General features: G+C 69.3%; 19 protein-coding genes and 1 pseudogene. 12 read left to right on the forward strand and 8 right to left on the reverse strand.

From position 1 onward, the window contains the following. Positions 1 to 13: 13 nt before the first annotated feature. The 3 genes from DY023_RS05205 to DY023_RS05215 all read left to right on the forward strand — a co-directional run bounded on the left by DY023_RS05205 (position 14) and on the right by DY023_RS05215 (position 3,936). Entirely contained in the window at positions 14 to 1,663 is a 1,650-nt protein-coding gene (locus tag DY023_RS05205) for an ABC transporter substrate-binding protein (RefSeq protein ID WP_116241284.1), read from the forward strand. Between the two features lie 63 nt (positions 1,664 to 1,726). Continuing rightward, a complete protein-coding gene (locus tag DY023_RS05210; RefSeq protein WP_116241301.1) occupies positions 1,727 to 3,232 on the forward strand; it encodes a GH39 family glycosyl hydrolase in 1,506 nt (501 codons plus the stop codon). Next, complete coding sequence (locus DY023_RS05215) at positions 3,229 to 3,936, forward strand: hypothetical protein (RefSeq protein WP_116241285.1); 708 nt, start codon at positions 3,229 to 3,231, stop codon at positions 3,934 to 3,936. The genes DY023_RS05210 and DY023_RS05215 overlap by 4 nt, the downstream gene beginning before the upstream one ends. Before the next feature lie 21 nt (positions 3,937 to 3,957). On the opposite strand, the gene DY023_RS05220 is transcribed toward DY023_RS05215, so the two are convergent. Then, a complete protein-coding gene (locus DY023_RS05220) occupies positions 3,958 to 5,181 on the reverse strand; it encodes an MFS transporter (protein ID WP_116241286.1) in 1,224 nt (407 codons plus the stop codon). A 59-nt stretch (positions 5,182 to 5,240) separates the two neighbouring features. Here DY023_RS05220 and DY023_RS05225 point away from each other — a divergent pair, with 59 nt between their 5' ends. Further along, a complete protein-coding gene (locus tag DY023_RS05225; protein WP_116241302.1) occupies positions 5,241 to 6,299 on the forward strand; it encodes a LacI family DNA-binding transcriptional regulator in 1,059 nt (352 codons plus the stop codon). Positions 6,300 to 6,450: 151 nt separating this feature from the next. Here the strand turns inward: DY023_RS05225 and DY023_RS05230 are convergent, their stop codons facing one another. Further along, positions 6,451 to 7,938, reverse strand: a complete 1,488-nt coding sequence (locus tag DY023_RS05230) for a hypothetical protein (RefSeq protein ID WP_116241287.1) — start codon at positions 7,936 to 7,938, stop codon at positions 6,451 to 6,453. Positions 7,939 to 8,103: 165 nt separating this feature from the next. Between DY023_RS05230 and DY023_RS05235 the strand changes: the two genes are divergently transcribed. The 6 genes and pseudogenes from DY023_RS05235 to mnhG all read left to right on the forward strand — a co-directional run bounded on the left by DY023_RS05235 (position 8,104) and on the right by mnhG (position 14,545). Next, positions 8,104 to 11,031, forward strand: a complete 2,928-nt coding sequence (locus tag DY023_RS05235; protein WP_116241288.1) for a Na+/H+ antiporter subunit A — start codon at positions 8,104 to 8,106, stop codon at positions 11,029 to 11,031. Then, a pseudogene (locus DY023_RS05240) lies at positions 11,031 to 11,522 on the forward strand (Na(+)/H(+) antiporter subunit C); the annotation flags it as partial. The gene DY023_RS05235 and the pseudogene DY023_RS05240, both read left to right, overlap by 1 nt. Before the next feature lie 185 nt (positions 11,523 to 11,707). Beyond that, the gene (locus DY023_RS05245) at positions 11,708 to 13,267 is read left to right on the forward strand and encodes a Na+/H+ antiporter subunit D (protein WP_116241289.1); all 1,560 of its coding nucleotides are present in this window, start codon (positions 11,708 to 11,710) and stop codon (positions 13,265 to 13,267) included. Then, a complete protein-coding gene (locus DY023_RS05250) occupies positions 13,264 to 13,893 on the forward strand; it encodes a Na+/H+ antiporter subunit E (protein ID WP_116241290.1) in 630 nt (209 codons plus the stop codon). The genes DY023_RS05245 and DY023_RS05250 overlap by 4 nt, the downstream gene beginning before the upstream one ends. Continuing rightward, the gene (locus DY023_RS05255; protein WP_116241291.1) at positions 13,890 to 14,159 is read left to right on the forward strand and encodes an MrpF/PhaF family protein; all 270 of its coding nucleotides are present in this window, start codon (positions 13,890 to 13,892) and stop codon (positions 14,157 to 14,159) included. The genes DY023_RS05250 and DY023_RS05255 overlap by 4 nt, the downstream gene beginning before the upstream one ends. Then, entirely contained in the window at positions 14,156 to 14,545 is a 390-nt protein-coding gene (mnhG, locus tag DY023_RS05260; protein WP_116241292.1) for a monovalent cation/H(+) antiporter subunit G, read from the forward strand. Before DY023_RS05255 ends, mnhG begins: the two co-directional genes overlap by 4 nt. 48 nt (positions 14,546 to 14,593) lie before the next feature. Here the strand turns inward: mnhG and DY023_RS05265 are convergent, their stop codons facing one another. From DY023_RS05265 to DY023_RS05275, 3 genes are read right to left on the reverse strand one after another with little or no spacing between them, the layout of a single operon-like run. Continuing rightward, a complete protein-coding gene (locus DY023_RS05265; protein WP_181905730.1) occupies positions 14,594 to 15,295 on the reverse strand; it encodes a HipA domain-containing protein in 702 nt (233 codons plus the stop codon). Further along, a complete protein-coding gene (locus DY023_RS05270; protein ID WP_116241294.1) occupies positions 15,267 to 15,752 on the reverse strand; it encodes a HipA N-terminal domain-containing protein in 486 nt (161 codons plus the stop codon). Before DY023_RS05270 ends, DY023_RS05265 begins: the two co-directional genes overlap by 29 nt. Then, complete coding sequence (locus DY023_RS05275) at positions 15,745 to 15,972, reverse strand: helix-turn-helix domain-containing protein (protein ID WP_116241295.1); 228 nt, start codon at positions 15,970 to 15,972, stop codon at positions 15,745 to 15,747. The genes DY023_RS05270 and DY023_RS05275 overlap by 8 nt, the downstream gene beginning before the upstream one ends. 120 nt (positions 15,973 to 16,092) lie before the next feature. On the opposite strand from DY023_RS05275, the gene DY023_RS05280 reads away from it, so the two are divergent. Both DY023_RS05280 and DY023_RS18360 read left to right on the forward strand, forming a co-directional pair. Continuing rightward, the gene (locus DY023_RS05280; protein WP_245958603.1) at positions 16,093 to 17,418 is read left to right on the forward strand and encodes an MFS transporter; all 1,326 of its coding nucleotides are present in this window, start codon (positions 16,093 to 16,095) and stop codon (positions 17,416 to 17,418) included. A gap of 192 nt (positions 17,419 to 17,610) precedes the next feature. Next, positions 17,611 to 18,276, forward strand: coding sequence for a carbohydrate-binding protein (locus DY023_RS18360; RefSeq protein ID WP_116241303.1), 666 nt, complete (start codon positions 17,611 to 17,613; stop codon positions 18,274 to 18,276). On the opposite strand, the gene DY023_RS05290 is transcribed toward DY023_RS18360, so the two are convergent. The 3 genes from DY023_RS05290 to DY023_RS17800 form a co-directional block, all read right to left on the reverse strand. Next, positions 18,173 to 19,147: a Fic family protein gene (locus DY023_RS05290; protein ID WP_245958604.1), complete on the reverse strand. Its 975-nt coding sequence runs from the start codon at positions 19,145 to 19,147 to the stop codon at positions 18,173 to 18,175. The genes DY023_RS18360 and DY023_RS05290 overlap by 104 nt on opposite strands. Before the next feature lie 328 nt (positions 19,148 to 19,475). Next, positions 19,476 to 20,240: an alpha/beta fold hydrolase gene (locus DY023_RS05295; RefSeq protein WP_116241298.1), complete on the reverse strand. Its 765-nt coding sequence runs from the start codon at positions 20,238 to 20,240 to the stop codon at positions 19,476 to 19,478. Positions 20,241 to 20,308: 68 nt separating this feature from the next. Further along, complete coding sequence (locus DY023_RS17800; RefSeq protein ID WP_147303269.1) at positions 20,309 to 20,863, reverse strand: hypothetical protein; 555 nt, start codon at positions 20,861 to 20,863, stop codon at positions 20,309 to 20,311. Positions 20,864 to 21,073 lie beyond the last annotated feature (210 nt).

Consider the following 21,073-nt stretch of genomic DNA (forward strand, 5'->3'; position numbering starts at 1 on the left):
AGGAAGAGAGAACATGTCCCTCAATCGCATCCGCCTGGCGTCGACGGCCGGCCTCGCCGTCGTCGCCATCGCGCTCACCGCCTGCACCGCCAGCGCCGCACCCGATGACGCGGGCGGCGACAAGGTCACCATCGACAAGGAGCACTCCGTCGGGGCGATGGACGACTTCCAGGCCGGCACCAGCTTCAAGGCCACCGAGCCCGTGACCTTCGACCTGATGTACCGCGACATGACCGCATACCCCGTCAAGGACGACTGGTCGGTCTTCACGCACCTCGACGAGGACCGCAACGTCACCTTCACGCGCACCGATATCCCCGCCGCCGACCTGGATCAGAAGAAGTCGCTGCTCATCGGCAGCGGAGAGGCCGGCGACATCATCTCGGTCACCTACCCCGGTGCGGAGACGCAGTTCGTCTCGGGCGGTGCGCTGCTGCCGGTGTCGGACTACTTCGACTACCTGCCCAACTTCCAGCAGAAGGTGAAGGACTGGGACCTGCAGGATGAGATCGACGCCCGCACACAGGAGGACGGGAAGATCTACCTGCTGCCCGGTCTCCGCGAGAAGCCCGATGTGCAGTACAGCGTGATCGTCCGCGAGGACCTGTGGAAGAAGGCCGGCATCACGGAGAACCCCGAGACCTGGGATGACTTCGCCGACCAGCTGGCTCAGGTCAAGGCGGCGAATCCGGAGCTCGCGTACCCGATGTCCGACCGGTGGACCGACTCCGACACGCTCGGATCCTTCCTCAACGTGATGGCGCCGAACTACGGCACGGCCGCCGGGTGGGGCTACTCGAACACGTACTACGACGAGGACGCCGAGAAGTACGTCTTCACGGGCACCACGGACGAGTACAGGGAGGTGGTCACCTACGCCCATGATCTGATCGCCGACGGACTGCTCGACCCGGAGGTCACGCAGAGCGACGACCAAGCCGCCGAGAAGTTCACCGCCGGCAAGTCCGCCGCGATCTCGGGCAACACCCAGTCGCTCGAGGAGTACCGCAAGAAGCTCGCGGATGCGGGCATGAAGGGCGAGCTGCGACTCATCGACATCCCCGGTGGGCCGGCCGGATCGAACCTGCCCGGCGGGCGTCTCGGCCCGGGCATCATGATCGGCGCGGATGCCGCTGACAAGCCGTACTTCAAGGCGATGCTGCAGTTCATCGACTGGCTGTACTACTCGGATGAGGGCATCGAGTTCGCGCAGTGGGGCATCGAGGGCGAGACCTTCACCCGTGACGGCGACACCCGCGTGCTGAACGACGACCTCGGATGGGGTCCGGTCAACCCGGACTCCGAGAAGAAGCTCAATGCCGACTACGGATACAGCAACGGCGTGTTCCTGATGGCGAACGGTTCGTCCGCCGAGTTGACCCAGTCGCTGATGACCCCCGAGATCGCGGACTGGACGGCCGCGCAGCTGGAGGCGAAGACAGTGCTCCCGATCGCTCCGCCGGCTCAGCTCAGCGAGATGGAACTGGAGCAGACCTCACTGCAGGACACCTCGCTGAAGGATGCGGTGAAGTCCGCGACCGCGGCGTTCATCACCGGCCAGCGTTCGCTGGACGACTGGGACGCCTACGTGTCCGAGATCGAGGCGCTCGGCTCCGACCAGCTGATCGACACGATCAACAACGCTCTCGCGAAGTCGAAGTGAATCCCTCGGGTGGTCGGGAGCTCCGTGCTCCCGACCACCCCCGTCCGCGTGCAGGAGCCCGCCATGATCCACGTCCCCGCCCAGCAGACCAGCACCCTCTCCCCCGCCTGGCGCGCCTGCGTCGGCACCGGCCGCACCCGCGAGGTGCTGCACGCCGACTACCGCGACAGCCTCGCCCTCGTCCAGGACGAGATCGGCTTCGGCGCGAGCAGGGCGCACGGCATCGTGCACGACGACATGGGTCTCGTGCAGCCCTACACGCACGAGGGCGTGGCGGGCACCCGCTACGCGTTCTCCTACGTCGACCTCGTCATCGACACCTGGCTGGATGCCGGCGTCGCACCGTTCCTGGAGCTGGGCTTCATGCCCGAGGCGCTCGCCTCGGGGCCCGACACCGTGTTCTGGTGGCGGGGCAACATCACCCCGCCGCGGGATCACGGTGAATGGGCCGCGCTGACCCGGGCGCTGCTGACCCACCTCATCGATCGCTACGGCATCGAGCAGGTGCGCACCTGGCCGATCGAGGTCTGGAACGAGCCGAACCTGACCACGTTCTGGCGCGATGCCGACGAGGCGGCCTATCACCGGCTGTACGCGACCACGGCGAGAGCGGTCAAGGAGGTCGACTCCGGTCTGCAGGTCGGCGGCCCCGCCATCTCGCCCGGATCGGATGACTGGCTGCCGCGTTTCGCCGACTTCGTCGCGTCCGTGGACGTGCCCTGCGATTTCGTCTCCAAGCACGCGTACACGTCGGGACCTGCTCAGGAGGTGCCGTTCGGAGTGCACCAGACCCTGCGTCCCCCGCAGGACCTGCTGGATCAGTTCGCGAGCCCCGGGCGTCTGCTGGCCGGCTCCCCGCTCGAGGGACTGCCCGTGCACATCACCGAGTTCTCGTCCTCGTACCGACCCGACAACCCGATCCACGACACCGCGTACCAGGCCGCCTACCTCGCGCCGGTGCTGGCATCCGGAGGCGACCATGTCGCCTCGTTCTCGTACTGGACGCTGTGCGACGTGTTCGAGGAGCTCGGCGTGCCGACGGCACCGCTGCACGGCGGCTTCGGCCTGCTCGGGCACCGCCAGCTGCGCAAGCCCGCATTCCACCTGTACTCGTTCATGGCGCGACTGGGTGAGGCCGTGCTCGCACAGGGCGACGACCATCTGGTCACCCGGCATCCGGACGGACGGATCTCGATGCTGCTCTGGCAGCCGCTGGACGGCACCGCCGTCGCGGATGCGGGGCACCGGGTGCGACTCAGCCTGCCGGCATCCGGCCCTGCGCACGTCGTCGAACGGCACGTCGACGCGGAGCGCGGCAACGTGCGCGCCGGCTGGCAGGCGATGGGCAGTCCGCTGGCCCCCGATCGGCGCGCCGTCGAAGATCTGCATGACGCGTCGGCCCCGGCCGTGCACATCCACCGCGTGCAGCCGGTCGGCGGGCGCTGGGAGATCGACGTGCGTCTGGGGCGGCACGGCATCGCCCTCGTCGAGGTCACGGGTTCGGCCGATCAGACGCCGGCGTGGTCGGACGACACCCAGCTGCTCGGACTCGGTGGGGACGCCGGATGAGCGGCGCCGTCACGCGCAGCGGCGCGACGGATGAGGTCGGCCGGGGACCGCTGTCGCGGATCACCCTGGCGATTCACCGGATGCTGGTGCTGGAGGGGCTGCTCGTCGTGACGACGCTGCCGACGGCCCTCATCGTGATGCTGCTGGGGCACGACCCGTCCAATGTGCCCCTCTTCGTGCTCGCGATGCTGCCGATCGCACCGGCGCTGGTGGCCGGCCTCGCTGCGATGGAGGCCTGGCGCCGCGTCGCCGACCTCAGCCCGGGACGCGCGTTCCTGTTCGCCTACCGGCGCGATCTGGCGGCGACCCTGAAATGGGCGGCGCCGTCGACCGCTGTGCTCGCGCTGCTCGCGTTCAACCTCGTGCACCTGGACGCGGTAGCTGGGGCGACGGCGATCCGGCCGCCGCTTCTCCTCCTCGCCGCGGTGCTCGTGGTCTGGCAGGGTCACATGATCGTGCTGACCGCGGGATTCCGGCTGCGCACGAGGGATGCCGCGCGCATCGCGCTCGCGCAGCTGCTGCCGCAGTGGCGCTGCTCGCTCGGCATCCTCGCGCTGCTGATCGTGGCGGGCACGGTGGTGCTGGCTCTGTCGGAGCTCTTCCTGCTGCTGTTCGCCTGGGTGTTCGCGGGACTCCTGGCGCTGCTGGCACGTCCCGTCGTCGCCGACGTGACGGCGAGATTCACTGCCGTCGGGCGCTCCTGAGCGCGATACCCCGGCGGGACGTCAGCGGGACGGAGTCATCTCGTCCTGGCGGAGCGGGCGGGCGGCGCCCGAGAACAGGCCGGAGAGCACGGCGAGCACCACGAGCACGTAGAGCGTGTTCAGCAGCCCGACGTGGTTCGCGATGAATCCGAGCACCGGCGGTCCGCCGAGGAAGGCGATGTACCCGATGGTCGCCGCAGCGCTCACCCTGGCCGCCGCCTTCGCCGGGTCGTCGGCCGCCGCCGACATCCCGAGCGGGAACCCGAGCGAGGCGCCGATCCCCCACAGCGCGGCCGCGACGAACACCAGCGGGGTGTTCGGGGCGAGGATGAAGAGCAGGATGCCGCCGGCGGCGGTGACCGCGAGGATGCGCAGGACGAGCACGCGGCCGAAGCGGTCGACCAGCGGGCCGCCGAACACGCGCACCACCGTCATCGCGACCGAGAACACCGCCAGGGCCGCCGCACCGGCCGCAGGTCCCGCGCCGTGGTCCTCGGCCGTCCCGAGCGCCAGCCAGTCGTTCGCCCCGCCCTCAGCGAACGACATGCCGAGCATGACCACGCCGAGCGCGTAGGTGCGCGGCTCGCGCCAGGCCGACATAGCCACGTGCATCCGCTCGCGCCAGTGCGGCTTCTCCTGCGGCTCGGGATCGAGCGCGGCATCGCGGTTCGGCACGTTGAGGTAGCAGACCACGGCAGCGATGATGATGACCGCGCCCATCGTGACCCCGTGCGCCGCGACGTCGGCGCCGATCGCCACCGCGAGGGCGCCTGCACCTGCGCCGAGCACCGTGCCGAGGCTGAAGAAGGCGTGGAACACCGGCAGGATCGTCTTGCCCATCTGCTGCTCGATCGCCGTCGCCTCGACGTTCATCATCACGTCGAGATTGCCGTTGCCGTAGCCGAACATGGCGAGGCCGAGGATGACCATCGGTACAGAGCCGAACACGTTCGTGCCGAGGCCGATGAGGGCGACGCCGACGCCGAAGATCAGCATCATCACCAGCATCCCCCGGCGCGCTCCGGTGCGCGCCATCATCGCGGGGCTCGTGGAGATGCCGATGATCGACGCGATCCCCGCCGCCAGCAGCAGCAGACCGACCTGCGCCTTGTCGATGTCGAGCGCGATCTTGATGTCGGGCACGCGGGAGGCCCAGGTCGCGATCGAGAGGCCGCTGGCGAGGAAGATGGCGAAGATCGCGGCGCGCCAGCGCACGAACTGCGAACGGGTGAGGGCGGAGTCCATGTCCCCCATCGTATCGAATCGATTCGAAGGCGGAGAACCCCCGGGTTATGCTCGGAGGCATGAACGACCGCCGTCCCACCCTCGCCGACGTCGCGCACGCCGCCGGGGTGTCGACCTCCACGGCGTCCGTGGTGTTCAGCGGCAAGGTCAACGTCGCCGAGGCGACACGTGAGAGGGTGCTCGCCGCGGCCTCCGAGCTCGGATACACCGGGCCCGACCCGCGGGCAGCATCGCTGCGCCTCGGCCGCAGCGGAATCGTCGCCGTCGTGCTCGGCGGACACCTGCGGCACGCGTTCCTCGACCCGGTGACCACCGCGATGATGGACGGCCTCACCGACGCGCTGGCCGAGGCCAGTGCCGGTCTGCTGCTGCTGCGCGACGACCCGCACGAGGCGGGCGCGCACCCCGTCACCGAGGCGCCGGTCGACGCTGTCGTGCTGATCGGCTGCTCGGCACGCACGCGCGAAGCGCTCGAGATCGTCCGAGGTCGCGGTCTGCCGGTGGTCGTCATCGAGGGGGATGCGGGAGAGGGGATTCCCCAGGTCACGCTCGACAATCGCGAGGCTTCGGCCGATGTCGCGCGGCATGTATTCCAGTTGGGGCATAAGCATGTCGCGCTGGTGACGCTCGCGCTGGATGCCGACCGGCGACGCGGGATCGTCACACCGGAGCACATCGCGGCCGCGACCGTCGACGTGACGCTCGACCGGCTCGCCGGCGCGCGCGAGGTCTTCCCCGATGCTCCGGCGATCAGCGCGGCCGGCAGCCTCATCGACGAGGGCATGATCGCCGGGCGCGCTCTGCTGACGGATTCCGCTCATCGGCCGACTGCTGTGCTCGCGCAGAGCGACCTGCTCGCGGTCGGCGTGATCCGCGCGGCCGAGGAGCTCGGTCTGCGGGTTCCGGAGGACGTGAGCGTGGCCGGGTTCGACGGCATCGCCGTGGACGGACTCGGCGACTATCGCCTGACGACCGCAGTGCAGCCGGCCGTGCGCAAGGGCCGCGCCGCCGGCGAGCAGATCGTGCGCATGCTCGACGGCGAGCCGGGGGAGACGGTGCACCTCGCGTGCCGATTCCGCGCCGGCTCGACGACCGCGGCTCCGCCCGCGCGCCCCTGATCTCGCCCGTTCCCCGCCCGCCTGGTTGCCGAAACCCCGTCTGGTTGCCGAAACCCCGTCTGGTTGCCGAAACCCCGCCTGGCTGACCGTAGCTGCGGCGGGGTTTCGGCAGTCAGCAGGGGTTTCGGCGGGAGGAGAGAGGGAGGGAGGGTCAAGATCGCTGCGGTCCCAGAGGCAGTGGGTGTCCGGCGTAGTCCAGGATCCGGTAGCGACCGCACGGGATCACAGTGTCGGGCGTGACTCCGGGCGGTGGCAGCTCCCACGCCTGGCTCGCGTCATCCTCGACGAGGAAAGTGACCTCCGAGACCTCGAAGTCGGTGCGGTTCACCAGCCAGGCGTAGCCGCGAAGAGTGTGGTCGACCTGCACCAGCCGGGCCGGATCATCCAGCTGCAGCTTGGGCAGCCGCACCGTCCAGAATTGGCCGGCCCCCGTGCGATCCGAGGCGTCGACCCAGTCTGTCACGCAGCGCAGGTCGCGGTCGTCGGCACTGGCCGACGACGCCAGGCGGGGTGCGGAGACGCCGGCGAGCACGAGCACCACCACGGCGGATGCCGCGACGGCCATGCGCGCGGCGACCTGCGGCATCCGGATGCTGCGGGGGAGGGCGACCAGCGAGAGCACCGGTACGAACGCGATCGGCTGCAGGTAGCGGGCCGCGTGCGTGCCGAGCGCGATCGCGCCGATCACGACCAGCACCGGGATCAGCCACCCGGCTGTGCCGACGATGCGCGCCCCGCCGGTGCACCGCAGCGTGCGACGAACGCAGAACGCCAGCAGCGCGACGAGGATCAGGGCCGCCGCGACACCGCCGGGCGACGTGAGCCGCTCGCTGGCGAGCCCGGCGTAGTACTGCAGCGCCTGCGCCCACTCCGACGGCCGCGCGTACCCGGTGCCGGTGTTGGCAATCCATGCCGAGAATGGAATGCGGGCGAGGAAGCCGGCCAGCGTCCCGGCGGCGAGAGCGAGGAGCGGAGCGAGAGCACCCTGCCGGCGCCTCACGGCACCCATTCCGAGCAGCAGGCCGAGGGGCACGGTCGCCCACGCCGCGAACAGCGGATTCGACAGCGTCGACACTGCGGCGACCAGCCCCAGAACGTACGGGATGCCGGACCATCCGCCCTCGACGCGACGACGGATCAGCCCGACCGACACGATCACCGCGATCACCGTCGCGGAGTAGTAGGTCGTGGTCAGCAGCAGGGATGCCGGCTCCAGCGCATCCCGCGACGGTGATGTCTCGAGAACCACGAGAAGGCAGAACGCTGAGAACGCGAGGAGCGTCCACATCACCGGTGAGCGTCCTTCGCCGCGACGCCCCGCCGCCAGGCGCAGTGCGCCGTAGAACGCCACGAGATTCACGACCGCGTTCATCGCGAACAGCGCGTTGAGGCCGAGCCAGGGGAGCGCCAGTCGGAGCAGCGCGAAGCATGCCGACTCCGGCATGAAGAGCACGGTGGAGAACGCCCAGTCCTGCGGCTGCCCCTCCAGCACCGACCGGACGTAGAGCGCGACGACCAGAGAGTCGCCGTCGCGGAACAGCAGCTCGGAACGCGCGGATGCGGCCATCTGGGCGGCGACGAACACCGCCACGCCCACTGCGGCAGCCCACCCCGCCGCTTCACGCCATCCCCCGCGCACGTGACAACTCTCGCATGCGGGGCGCGTTTCGTCTCGCTCCGCGGATCCTGAGCGAGGAGCGCCGCGACGAGACGAAGGGCACTCAACGGCCGGAGGGTGCCCGATAGACTGGGGCAAGTACAGCCCGCCTAGGCCGGAAGGCCCGACGAGCGTGAGGAGCCGCTTATGACGTTGCTCCTCGCCGTGTTCCTCGCGGGCTCTCTTCTGCTTCCTGCGCTGATCCGATGGCTGGGAGCCCAGGCGTTCGCCGTCGGAGCCCTCATCCCCGCGGCCGCCTTCATCCACGCGCTCGTGCTCACCCCTCAGGTGCTCGATCCGGCCACCACGCCCGTCGAGAGCTACCCCTGGATTCCCCAGCTGGGTCTGAACCTCTCCATGGTCATGACCCCGCTGAGCTGGGTCATGACCCTGATCGTCACCGGCGTGGGCGCGCTCGTGCTGTTCTACTGCCGCTGGTACTTCTTCGATGAGGGCCGCGAGGTCGGCCAGTTCGCCGGAGTGCTGCTCGGCTTCGCCGGCGCGATGTACGGCCTCGTCCTCACCGACGACCTGATCATGCTCGTGATCTTCTGGGAGATCACCAGCATCCTGTCCTACCTGCTGATCGGTCACTACCGGCGCCGCGCGGCCAGTCGTCGTGCCGCACTGCAGGCACTGCTGGTCACGACGCTCGGCGGCCTGGTGCTCTTCGTCGGCGCGATCATCCTGACCGTGGACGCCGGGACGTCGAGCATCACCGCGCTCCTGGCCGACCCGCCGTCCGGGGCACTGGTGAACGCCGCGATCGTGATGCTGCTGGTGGGCGCGATCAGCAAGTCGGCGATCTTCCCGTTCCACTTCTGGCTGCCCGGCGCGATGGCCGCGCCGACCCCGGTCAGCGCCTACCTGCACGCCGCGGCGATGGTGAAGGCGGGCATCTACCTCATCGCCCTGTTCGCCCCGGTGTTCGCGCAGACCGGCCCCTGGCGGCCGATCGTCGTCTCACTGGGCGTGTTCACCATGCTGCTGGGCGGCATCCAGGCGCTTCGCGAGACCGACCTGAAGCGCATCCTCGCCTTCGGCACGGTCAGCCAGCTGGGCTTCTTCGCCGTGGTGATCGGCTTCGGCACCCAGGCCGCGGCGCTCGGCGGCCTCGCACTCGTCATCGGCCACGCGCTGTTCAAATCGGCACTCTTCCTGATCGTCGGCGTGATCGACCGCCAGCTGTCGACCCGCGACATCCGTGAGCTGTCCGGCGTCGGCCGCCAGGCGCCGGTCATGGCGACGACCGCATTCATCTCGATCGCGTCGATGATGGGCATCGCCCCCACGATCGGATTCGTCGCGAAGGAGTCGTCGCTGACGGCCCTGCTGGACGCCGCTCAGGCGGGGGAGCCCTGGGGTCTGGTGGCGCTGATCGGCGTCATCCTCGGTTCCATGCTGACGGCGGCATACGGGACGCGCTTCCTCTGGGGCGCGTTCTGGACGAAGCACGACAAGAGCGGCGATCGGATGCCGGACACGGCCTGGCCCGACCCGCCGGTGGGCTTCCTCTCCGCGCCGATCATCCTCGCCGGGGCGACCATCGGGGTGGGCATCGCCGCGCCCGCCCTCGACGTCATGCTGCACGGCTACGCCGTCACCGCGCCGGACGACGGTCATGGCACCGGCCATCTCGCGCTCTGGCACGGCTTCGAACCCGCGCTGGGCATCTCGATCCTGTCGATCCTGATCGGCATCGGCTTCTTCCTGCTCACGCGTCGTACCGGCTGGGATGCGAAGCCGCGTCTGCTGCCCTTCACCGCGGCCGACGTCTACTACGCCGTCATGCGCGGCGTCGACCGGCTCTCGGTGCTGACCACGACCCTGACGCAGCGGGGTTCGCTTCCGATCTACGTCGGCACGATCTTCGTCGTCTTCATCGCCGCTGAGGCGACCGCCCTGGTCATGGCGGGCACCCCGCAGGCGATGCAGCTCTCGGCCTGGCACACCCCGGCGCAGATCGTCGTCGCCCCGATCATGGCCGCCGCCGGCATCGTCGCCGTCCGCGCCCGCAAGCGCTACACCGGCGTCGTGCTGGTCTCGGTGACCGGCCTCGGCATGGTGGTGCTGTTCGCCACCAGCGGCGCCCCCGATCTCGCGCTCACGCAGATCCTGGTCGAGACGGTCACGATGGTCACCTTCGCGCTGGTGCTGCGCCGCCTGCCGTCGCGGATGGGGGAGCACAACGCCTCGGTCGGCCGCCTGCCCCGCGCGCTGCTCGCCGTCGGCGCCGGCGCGACGATGGCGCTGGTCGCGATCGTCGCCACCCAGGCACGGATCACCGAGCCGATCTCGGTCGCCTTCCCGCAACTCGCCTACGAGCTCGGGCACGGCAAGAACGTCGTCAACGTCGCCCTCGTCGACCTGCGCGGCTGGGACACGATGGGCGAGCTCAGTGTGCTCGTGCTCGCGGCCACCGGAGTGGCATCCCTCGTGTTCGTCTCGCACCGTGCGGACCTGCTCTCCAGCACGCGAGCGCTGCCGGCGACGTCGCGTCGTCGCGGCGACCGGCGTCCGCTCATCGAGACGGTCGATGGTCCGCGCTTCCAGACCGCGGAGAACCGCAGCGGCAACCGCGCGTGGCTGATCGGCAGCCAGCAGCAGAAGCCCGAGAACCGCTCGATCCTGCTCGAGGTGATCGTGCGCATCCTGTTCCACACGGTCATCGTGGTGTCGATCTACCTGCTCTTCGCCGGCCACAACGGCCCCGGCGGCGGCTTCGCCGGCGGCCTGGTCGCGGGCATGGCGCTGGTCATGCGCTACATCGCCGGCGGACGCTGGGAGCTCGGCGCCGCTGCACCGACGGATGCCGGCCGCCTGCTCGGGGCCGGCCTGATCCTCGCCGTCGGCGACGCGGTGGTGCCGCTGTTCTTCGGCCTCGCACCGCTGCAGAGCGTGGTGTGGGAGGCGGATGTCCCGGCGCTGGGCCATCTGGAGTTCGTCTCCTCGACCATCTTCGACATCGGCGTCTACCTGGTGGTCATCGGCCTGGTGCTCGACGTGCTGCGCAGCCTCGGCGCAGAGGTCGACCGGCAGACCGCGCTGCTGCGCGAGCGGGGGGTGCGCGTCTGATGGACATCTCGCTCACCCTCATCATCGTGATGGCCGTGCTGTTCGCCTGCGGCGTCTACGCCATGATGGAGCGCAGCCTCACCCGGGTGCTGATCGGATTCCTCCTGCTGGGCAACGCCGTGAACCTGCTGCTCCTCATCGTGATGGGTGTGCCGGGCAAGGCGCCGTTCTTCGGCGAGGAGGGTGACCTCAGCGATCCGCTGCCGCAGGCGCTGACGCTGACGGCGATCGTGATCACGTTCGCCGTGTCGGCCTTCCTCCTCGCGCTGATCTACCGCTCCTGGCAGCTGGGGCAGGCCGACATCGTGCCGGACGACGAGGCCGACCTCGCGATCCGCGAGCGCACGATCGAAGAGGAGGATGTCTTCGACGACGAGTCCGAGTTCGGCGACGACGACGCGACCACCGACTTCGTCGGCGAGCAGACCGCGCCGATCACGGTGCTGCACATGCGCGACGTACCCGGCATCCGGGACGACGCTCCGGTCGACATGGCGGATGCCGCGGACGTACGTCCTTCGTCTCGCTCCGCTCGCTCAGGAGCCGGGGAGCGAGACGAAGCGCGCTCAGGAGCCGCGGAGCGAGACGAAGCGCGCTCAGGAGCCGCGGAAGCCTCGGACCCTGAGCGAGGAGCGCAGCGACGAGACGAAGGGCCTGACGAGGAGGGGGATCGCACATGACCGCGCTCGTCCCGCTGCTCGTCGCCCTGCCACTGCTGGGGGCGGCCGTCACGCTCGTCTTCGGCCGCAGCCCGCGCCTGCAGGTGCTCGTGTCGGCCATCACGCTGGCATCCGTCTCGATGATCGCGGCGATCCTGCTGGTCGTCGTCGATCAGAGCGGCACGCCGTTGGCGGTGTCTGTGGGCGGATGGCCGATCCCGTTCGGGATCGTGCTCTACGTCGACCGGTTCGCGGCTCTGCTCGTGCTGACCTCGGCCATCGTGCTGCTCGCGGTGCTGCTGTTCTCAATCGGCCAGGGCGCCGCGGACGGCGCGGAGGACACCCCGACCTCGATCTTCAACCCGTCCTACCTGATCCTCGCCGCCGGCATCTTCAACGCCTTCATCGCGGGCGACCTGTTCAACCTCTACGTGGGCTTCGAGATCCTGCTGGTCGCGTCGTACGTGCTGATCACCCTGGGCAGCACCGAGTCCCGCATCCGCACCGGGTCGGTGTACATCGTCGTCTCGCTGGTGTCGTCCATCCTGTTCCTCGCCGCGATCGCGGCGATCTACGGCGCGGTCGGCACGGTGAACATGGCGCAGGTCGCCGAGCGGGTGGCGCAGCTGCCGCAGGACACCCAGCTGGTGCTGCACCTCATGCTGGTGATCGCGTTCGGCATCAAGGCGGCCATCTTCCCGGTATCGTTCTGGCTGCCGGACTCGTACCCGACGGCCCCGGCGCCGGTGACCGCCGTGTTCGCCGGCCTGCTGACGAAGGTCGGCGTGTACGCGCTGATCCGCACCGAGACGCAGCTGTTCGCGCAGAACAGCATCGACACGCTGCTCATGGTGGTGGGGCTCGCGACGATGATCATCGGCATCCTCGGCGCAGTCGCACAGGCAGAGTTGAAGAGGATCCTGTCGTTCACGCTGGTCAGCCACGTCGGCTACATGATCTTCGGCCTCGCTATCGCGACCGAGGCCGGTGTGGGTGCCACGGTGTACTACATCGTGCACCACATCGTCGTGCAGACGACCCTGTTCCTCGCCGTCGGACTCATCGAGCGCAGGGCCGGCAGCACCAGCATCCTGCGGGTGAAGGGCCTGATGAAGGCGGCGCCGCTGCTCGCCGTGCTGTACTTCGTGCCGGCGATCAACCTCGGCGGCCTGCCGCCGTTCTCGGGGTTCATCGGCAAGATCGGGCTGTTCCAGGCGGCGGCGGAGGTCGGCACACCCATGCTGTACGTGCTCATCGGCGGCGGCATCCTCACCTCGCTGCTCACGCTGTACGCCCTGATGCGCGCGTGGAACCTCGCGTTCTGGCGCGAGGACGACGACGCGGCGGAAGAGGGCGAGAGCCGGCACGGCTACCTCGCCGGCGCACCGGCGGCCGACGAGCAGCAGGAGCGTCGCCGCATTCCCGCGATCATGACGATCGCCACCGGGGGCATGGTCGGGGTGACACTGGTACTGACGGTGTTCGCCGGTCCGTTGTACGCGCTGTGCGACCGCATCGGCACCGGGCTGCTGCAGCCGGTCACCCTCGTGCAGCTGGATGAGGAGGCGAGCGGATGAGTCCCGAAACGCGCCGCGGCCTCGTCCACGACATCTGGGTGCAGCTGCCGTTCCTCGCCTGGCTGGTCGTGCTGTGGGTGCTGCTGTGGCACCAGTTCACGCCATTGGCCTTCGTGACGGGCCTGGTCGTGGCGGTCTTCGTGACCCGGGTGTTCCGGCTGCCGACGGTGGAGCTGTCCGGCCGGATCAACGTCTGGTACGCGTTCCTGTTCGTCGTGCAGTTCCTCTGGGCCGTCGTGAGGGGCGCGTTGAGCGTCACCATCCAGGTGTTCGACTTCCGCCGCCAGCCGGGCGCCGCGATCATCGCGGTGCCGCTGCGGTACGCCGACGACCTGATCATGACGCACGTGTCGGTCACGTCGTCGCTGATCCCCGGGTCGCTCGTGATCGAGGCCGACCGCGACCGCGGCATCCTCTATCTGCACGTGATCGGCGTGCACACGAAGGCGGATGTCGAGGAGTTCCGCGCCGAGGTGCTGCGCTGGGAGCGTCGCATCGTGCGCGCACTCGGCACGCCCGCGCAGTACCACGCGCTGCGCGCCGACGCACTTCGTCTCGCTCCACGGGTCCTGAGCGAGCGAGGCGAGACGAAGGGCGCTCAGGACCCGCGGAGGGAGGGCCGATGAACATCCTGCTGGGCGTCATCCTGGTGGTCTTCGGGATCGCCGCCGTCCTCACGCTGATCCGCATCGTGCGGGGCCCGTCGATCCTCGACCGCGCCGTCGCGAGCGACGTGCTGCTCACCGAGGTGATGTGCGTGCTCGGCGCGGAGATGGCGATCAACGGGCACACGCGCAACATCCCGGTGCTGCTGGTGATCGCGATGGTGGGCGTGTTCGGGTCGATCGCCGTGGCGCGTTTCGTGGCGCGAAGGGACAACACCCCCTCATGAACGTGTTCGGACTCGAGATCCCCGACGCCGTCCTCGACGTCGTCGTGCTGGTGCTGATCCTCATCGGCGCGCTCCTGTGCCTGTCTGCCGCGGTCGGACTGCTGCACTTCCGGGGCGTCCCGTCGCGCCTGCACGCGGCGACCAAGCCGCAGGTGCTCGGGCTGCTGGTGATCTGCATCGCGATCGCGCTGTCGCAGCGCAGCATCGGCGGCATCCTGATCGGGCTGGTGATCGTCGCGCCGGTGGTGCTGATGCAGTTCGCGACAGCGCCGCTGTCGGCGCACATGGTGGGCCGGCAGGCCTACCGCAATGGGTCGGTAGACGAGCGCGAGCTCGTGGTCGACGAGTACGCCGAGTCGAAGACGACGCCGCCCGGCGCGGGGTGAGTGGGATATATCCGACATGGATGCTTGTGGGACATATCCCACACGGGATCAGGTTGCGAAGCGCGCGGGGGAGAATCTCTCGAGGTTCCGTTCCGCTGCGTCGGCCATGTCGTCACGACCCGCGGAGGCCGCCGCGCCGGTGAGCGCTGCCGACGCCCCGGCGAGGATGCGTGAGATCGCTGCATCCGCATCGTCGCGGGTGAGGCCGAGACGGATGCCTTCGCGGGCGAGGTTCTCCGGCGTCGTGCGCTCGAAGGTGCGCTCGCCGTCCACCCACATGGACGGCCGCAGCATGCGGGAGTCCTTCTTCTCGTCGTAGTACAAGGCTGCCGAGACGAGGTCGTAGAGCGGAGCCAGTTCCACGCGGTCCTGGTCGAGCAGCAGGCTGTAGTTCTTGGCGTGGGCGTCGGTGCCCAGCGTCGCGATATTGAAGACGAACCCCTCGAAGAAGGCGAGTCCGACGCGATGCTGATCGCGTGTGGGGATTCGCTGCCGGATCAGCTCGCCGACCTTGCCCACGCCCGGACCGCCCTGATCCTGGTACTTCTTCTCCGGTGGCACCGAGAGCGCCTGCGTCAGATCCTCCTGATGCAGACGACGGACCGAGCCGGCATCGTCGTACCGCCGGTCGTAGCGCTCCACGACGAGAGCGGAGAGTCCCGCGTCGGATGCCTGCCAGCTGCTGGTGCTCGCAACACGGAGTCCGAGCCGTCGTGCGGCCTCAAGGGTGATCGCCTCGGCGATGTCCATGTCGGGAAGCGGCTGATCGGTGCTGGACGGCTTCAGACCGCCCGTCGCGGTAGATCTCGATTGCCGTGGTGAGCAGCGCAGCGATGGCCGCATCGTCGACCTCGTCTCCGGTCGGCGCTCCGTCTGGACTGTCGTCCGGCACGTCGTCCGGTGCGAGCAGCTGCAGAGCGCCGGGAACGTCGCGTCCCACTCCGGTCAGCATCCCGAACAGCGACGACGGACTGGTGCGGTATTCACGGGCGATCGCGGCGAGGGCGCCCGGGTTGTCCGGCAGCAGCCCTGCCAGATACGGTCGTGCTGCTCGTTGCCGGGGATCGGGAAGGGTGCGTGGCATCGACAGGGAGATCGGCGTTCGCGTGGTGGCCTGATCGTCGTAGTGGAACGTGATCGTGCCGGAGGGGGACTGTCGGAAGCGTCCGATCGGCAGGCCGTCGAGGTAAGCGTTGAGGTCAGGCATCCGCCGACCTCTTCTGCACCTGCACCTCGAGTCCGAGAGCTTCGCACGCGGCGAGATAGCGCTGGAAGTCGAAGCGGCTCTTGCCGGTCTCCACCTCGTTCAGCCACTCGCGCGAGACCTTGGCTCGAGCAGCGACCTCGGCCTGGGTCAGCCCACGCGCCATGCGAGCGGCACGCAGGACAGCGCCGGCGTCGGCCATGGTCCGCACTGCAGATGACATCCCGACCTCCTCAGAAGTGGACGATCGACCACATCTCTCAATGTATGCGATCGTCCACATCCGGTCAAGTGGGTGATCGTCCACACCGACAGGAGCCTGAGGCGCATGCCAGGATGGAGGGTGACCTCCGCTCCCGACACCGCGCAGAAGCCGTCCCTCCGCTCACGGATCGTCGCGAGCCTCGATGAGCCGGTGCTGCGCGCACTGGTGCTGTCCACGGTGGTGTCCCGCGTCGGGCGCGGGGTGTTCTTCGCGGTCACCGTGCTGTTCTTCACGCAGATCCTCGGTCTCGGCGCCGGCGAGGCGGCGATCGTGCTGGCCGTCTCGAGCGGATGCGGCGTCATCGCGTCGTTCCTCGGTGGCTGGCTCGCCGACCGCTGGAGCGCTCGCCGCCTGACGTTCGGCTTCGAGGCGCTCGGCGGTCTGCTGCTTGCCGGCTACGCCTTCGCCGGAGACTTCGTCACGGCGCTGGTGCTCGCCTCGCTCTCGGGGTTCTTCGACTCGATGAGCCACTCCGCGCGGTCGGCGATCATCGCCCGCGGCTTCGCCCCGGATCGGCGCGTGCACGCCCGCGCGGTGCTGCGCACCGTCACCAACCTCTCGATCGCCCTCGGCGCCGGGATCGGCGCGATCGCGCTGGCGCTGGGCACGCCAGAGGCGTACCGGGCCGTGATCGCGCTCGCAGGCCTGTTCTGCGCCGCAGGGTCGCTGCCGCTGCTGCGCCTGTCGCCGGCGGTGGATGCTCCGCCGCGGCCCACCACCGACACGGTGCGCACGGTGACCGGATCGATCAACACCGCGGCCACCGCGGCGGCGGCCGAGGAGCGGAAGGACTGGCGTCGACGCTCGCCGTGGCGCGACCCGCGCTACCTGCTGCTGAGTGCCCTGTCCGCGGTCTTCGGGATGCAGTTCGGCGTCGCCGAGCTCGGCGTGCCGCTGTGGATCACGCGCGACACGAACGCGCCGACCGTGCTGGTCGCCGTGCTCGTGGTGGTGAACACCACTCTGGTCGTGCTGTTCCAGGTGCGGGCCTCGCGCGGCACCCACGACGTGCGGGTGGCGGGTCGGGTCACGATGATCGCAGGCTGGCTGATGGCGGCATCCTGCGTGATCTACGCGCTCGCCGCGGGTCTGCCGGCCTGGACGGCGGTCGTGGTGCTGCTCGTCGCCACGATCACGCACACCTTCGCCGAGATCCTCTCCCAGGCCGGTGCCTGGGGGCTGAGCTTCGAGCTGGCCGATCCGGTGCGCGCGGGCGCCTACCAGGGTGTGTTCGGCATGGGCTTCTCGCTGGGCGCCCTCGGTGCCCCGATCGTCGTGAACGCCACGGCGATCACCTTCGGCTTCGCCGGGTGGGTGGCGCTGGGGCTGATCTTCCTCGCCGCCGCGGCCGGCATCTGGCTGATCGCGCGGCGCGCGGCAGCATCCGTTCCTGTCGCAGCGTGATCATGTGGGAATCACGGATGCGGGGGAGCGGAGCGCCCGCGTAGCGTGACGGTTCCCCCGAACTCCCGAGGAGAACCGTGACCAGAGTGCATAACCCGCTGCGCACCCCGCGTGAGAGGTTCGCCGCCGGCATCGCCGCCGCGACGACCGTGATCGCCGGTGCCCTGCTGATCGCCCCCATCGCGAACGCGGATCCGGTGCGGCTCCGGCACGCCGACGCCGGATCCCGATCCGACCCCAGACCCGACGCCGACACCTACGCCCACGCCGACTCCTACGCCCACCCCCGACCCCGGCACCTGCGCGGCGCCGGCCTGGTCGAGCTCGGCCGTCTACAACGGCGGCGCCAAGGTCTCGTACCAGGGCGTCGAATACACCGCCAAGTGGTGGACTCAGGGAGACACCCCCGGCAGCAACGCGGTCTGGAACAAGCTCTCGGACTGCGCGCCCGGCGACGGCGGCACCGATCCCGGGACCGACCCGGGCACGTGCGCCGCGGCCTGGAGCGCAGGCACGGCCTACTCGGCCGGAGCGACGGTCACCTACCAGGGCTCGCAGTACAGGGCCAAGTGGTGGACCCAGGGCGAGCCCCCGGTTCGCAGACCTGGGGAGCCTGGGAGTCGCTCGGCGTCTGCGGCTGATCGCCTGCAGCCGAACGATCGGATGCCCGGGGGCCTGCGCCTCCGGGCATCCGTCTGTCAGGTGGTCGCGCCGAGCGCGACGTCGACGACAGCGGAGCCGGGTGCGCGTCGGGTCAGGACTGGCGCACCATCTCCCGCTGGATCCGCCGGTCGAGGTCATCGAGTTCCGCAAGCAGTTCCGCCGCGACCCAGACCCGGTCGCGCTTCCGCCCGGTGATCTCCTGGATGAACCCCGCCTCGGCGAGCCGCGTGATGGCCTTGTACGTCTGCTGCTCGGAGGTTCCGGAGCGTCCTTCGACTTCGGCGGCGGTCATGACGGGGTGATCGTAGAACGCGGGGATCAGCGAGGCGACGGCCGACCCGGCCCGCGGTCGCAGCTCCGCACTCCATTCCTCGGGGAGTGACTTGATGCGGCTGATCGAGTCCCGCGAGCAGACTGCCGCAGCGCGTGCAGACCGGGCGAACAGAAGGATCAGCGGTGCGGGGTCTCCCCGCCGGTAGGAGCCCAGCGCGGCGAAGTACTCCTCGCGTTTGGCGAGAAGGCCGCTCGCCAGCGGTACGACGGCGTTCCGAGTGACACCGCGGCGCCTGAACACTGCAGAGACCAATGCGCGGCCGATGCGCCCGTTCCCATCGGTGAAAGCGTGGATCGTCTCGAACTGCGCATGACCTATCGCCGCCTGAACAATGATGGGGACGTCGTCTCGGTTGAGGTACTCGATGAGGTCATCCATCAGGGCGGGGACCCGGGCCGGCGCAGGCGGCACGTGGAGCGCGTTCCGCGGGGAGTGGTCACTGCCGCCGATCCAGTTCTGCATGTCGCGCAGCCGCCCGGCGTAGTCCGCCCCGACGGGATCGTCCTTCATGAGTGCGCGGTGCGCGGCCAGAAGATCGTCCAGCTCGATGCGTCGTCGGTCGGAGACGCCGGTGACGAGGTCGTGCAGGGCGGTGCTGGCCGCGACCATGCTGGTGGCCGAGCTGTTCGACCTGTTGCCCGCGAGGGCCTTGGCGTAGTCGGCCGCCGATGCCGTGATGCGCTCGATCTTCGACGACGCGACCGACTCCGTGCGCATCATGAACCGGCTCATCGCTGCTGAGTGTCCCTCTGCGTCTGTGTCGGCCTGCGCGACGGAAAGGAGGGCGGACTCTGACGCGACGACAGCTTCCTGCGGGGGTGTGTAGTCGAGAGCGGCGATCATGGGCGGAACCGCGGCGTCCACCGACGACAGCATCAGGTCTTCTCTCGTACCGCCGCGAACCTGCTGGCGCCAGGGCAGGGTTTCGGTGCCTTGCGCGGGCCAGCGGCGCCAAGGGGGCGTGTTCTCGGAGTGCGCCATAACCACGAGTATTGCACTCGTTACTAAGGTTTAGGCATTTAAACACGAGTAACGGGCGTGAGACTCGGGTTGCCCCAGCTCAGCGCAGGTCGTCGGCGAAGGCCGTGATCGCGGCCGCGGCGAGCTCCGAATCGCTGATCAGCGTGCCGTGCCCGTGATCCGGGATCTCGACGAGCCGGGCATCCGGGATCGCGTTCAGGATCTGCCGGCACCACGAGACCGGCGCGAGCGGGTCGCGCTCGCCGCGGATGACGAGCGTCGGGCACGTCACCCTGGCGTAGGCCTTCTCGGGTTGGTGCACGATCGTCGCGCGCATCTTGCGCACCAGGTTCGGCCCGCCGCGCAGGTACTCGCGCGCCCCGCGCCACAGCACGAGGGGCTTCTCGCCGAGCAGATCGAGGAACAGGTATCGCGCTTGCACACGGATGCTGCGTGAGGCGCTGTCCACGGTGGGGCCGGCCAGCACGAGCCCGGCGACGAGCTGCGGATGCCGGGCCGCGACCTCGGCGGCGATCTGACTGCCCATGGAGTGCCCGATCAGCACGGCATCCGAGATGCCGCGCTCGCGCAGGAACGCGGCCACGAGGTCGGCGTGACGCTCCATCGTGAGCGTGCGCTCCGGCTCCGGCGCCTCGCCGAAGCCCGGCAGGTCGAGACCGATCACCCGGCCGTCCAGCCGAGCGACCAGGTCGACGTAGACGCTGCGACCCATGCCGATCCCGTGCAGCAGCACGAACGGCCTGGAGCCCTCGCCGAAGTCCTCGGCGACCATGACCGCGCCGCCGTGGGAGAACCCCGCGACGGACGCGGCCGTCCCCTCTGGGGCGAGCAGGCGTTCCGGCATACGTCGAATCTAGACGACGAGGGCGGATAGCCGAACTGTGTTTGTGGGTGCTGTCCGTGCTCGCCGCATCAACGGTTCTTGAAGTATCGGAACAGATTCCCTTCCCGGATCACGATGGTGGTCAGGACACCCCCGATCACAGCCCCTGCGACCATGGATGCGCAACTCGCAACGGCAGTGATTCCGACTACCAGCGCGTCGGTACCGCCCGTTGAGAGCGCGAGGTAGCATCCAGTGGCGCTGGCGAGGATCGCCGCGGGCAGGGACCATGCTGCGGTTTCGAGGACTTGGACGAACTGGAGATCGCTCTTGCGCATGCCGTCGTGCAGGCGGGCTGCGAAATCCAGCCGCCGGATCCAAACCGCAACGACAGCCAGCATTGCTCCCGCAGTCAGCGCCAGTATCGGGGCTCCGCAGGTGACGCGCGCTCGAAACAGATGGTACCCGTCGTAGGTCTCGCCCAGGCGAGTGTTGAGTTGCCCGAACTGCGGACTCGTGTCTGCACCTCGAACTGTATCCGCGGAAATCGTGCTGAGCAGCAACTGGCGTACTTCAGCCGATGAAGGCCAGACGAGTGCCCAGCATTCGTCGTACGCCCCCTTGCTTGTGGTCGGCGCCAGCACCGTCCACCCGAACCCGGAGCGGCGTCCGTCGCTTGGGTATGGGTATGTGCCCCCGATGGTCACCACACCGCGGTTGGTCGGGATCAGGCCCCCCGCAGGCGCCCCTAGAGCTTGGGACTGCTGCACGGATAGGTGACAGTTTCGGTTAGGCCGCAAGGACCAGGTTCTGGTTCATGATGGTCTCGAATTCGACGGGCGTCAAACGGCCCA

The organism is Microbacterium bovistercoris (assembly GCF_003387575.1).
In the GTDB taxonomy this organism is placed as follows: domain Bacteria; phylum Actinomycetota; class Actinomycetes; order Actinomycetales; family Microbacteriaceae; genus Microbacterium; species Microbacterium bovistercoris.

Excerpts from the sequence above, each read along its gene's own strand:
- DY023_RS05205 (WP_116241284.1), top strand. The coding sequence starts at position 14 with ATGTCCCTCAATCGCATCCGCCTGGCGTCGACGGCCGGCCTCGCCGTC.
- DY023_RS05210 (WP_116241301.1), top strand. The coding sequence starts at position 1,727 with ATGATCCACGTCCCCGCCCAGCAGACCAGCACCCTCTCCCCCGCCTGG.
- DY023_RS05215 (WP_116241285.1), top strand. The coding sequence starts at position 3,229 with ATGAGCGGCGCCGTCACGCGCAGCGGCGCGACGGATGAGGTCGGCCGG.
- DY023_RS05220 (WP_116241286.1), bottom strand. The coding sequence starts at position 5,181 with ATGGACTCCGCCCTCACCCGTTCGCAGTTCGTGCGCTGGCGCGCCGCG.
- DY023_RS05225 (WP_116241302.1), top strand. The coding sequence starts at position 5,241 with ATGAACGACCGCCGTCCCACCCTCGCCGACGTCGCGCACGCCGCCGGG.
- DY023_RS05235 (WP_116241288.1), top strand. The coding sequence starts at position 8,104 with ATGACGTTGCTCCTCGCCGTGTTCCTCGCGGGCTCTCTTCTGCTTCCT.
- DY023_RS05245 (WP_116241289.1), top strand. The coding sequence starts at position 11,708 with ATGACCGCGCTCGTCCCGCTGCTCGTCGCCCTGCCACTGCTGGGGGCG.
- DY023_RS05250 (WP_116241290.1), top strand. The coding sequence starts at position 13,264 with ATGAGTCCCGAAACGCGCCGCGGCCTCGTCCACGACATCTGGGTGCAG.
- DY023_RS05255 (WP_116241291.1), top strand. The coding sequence starts at position 13,890 with ATGAACATCCTGCTGGGCGTCATCCTGGTGGTCTTCGGGATCGCCGCC.
- mnhG (WP_116241292.1), top strand. The coding sequence starts at position 14,156 with ATGAACGTGTTCGGACTCGAGATCCCCGACGCCGTCCTCGACGTCGTC.
- DY023_RS05265 (WP_181905730.1), bottom strand. The coding sequence starts at position 15,295 with ATGGACATCGCCGAGGCGATCACCCTTGAGGCCGCACGACGGCTCGGA.
- DY023_RS05270 (WP_116241294.1), bottom strand. The coding sequence starts at position 15,752 with ATGCCTGACCTCAACGCTTACCTCGACGGCCTGCCGATCGGACGCTTC.
- DY023_RS05275 (WP_116241295.1), bottom strand. The coding sequence starts at position 15,972 with ATGTCATCTGCAGTGCGGACCATGGCCGACGCCGGCGCTGTCCTGCGT.
- DY023_RS05290 (WP_245958604.1), bottom strand. The coding sequence starts at position 19,147 with ATGAGCCGGTTCATGATGCGCACGGAGTCGGTCGCGTCGTCGAAGATC.
- DY023_RS05295 (WP_116241298.1), bottom strand. The coding sequence starts at position 20,240 with ATGCCGGAACGCCTGCTCGCCCCAGAGGGGACGGCCGCGTCCGTCGCG.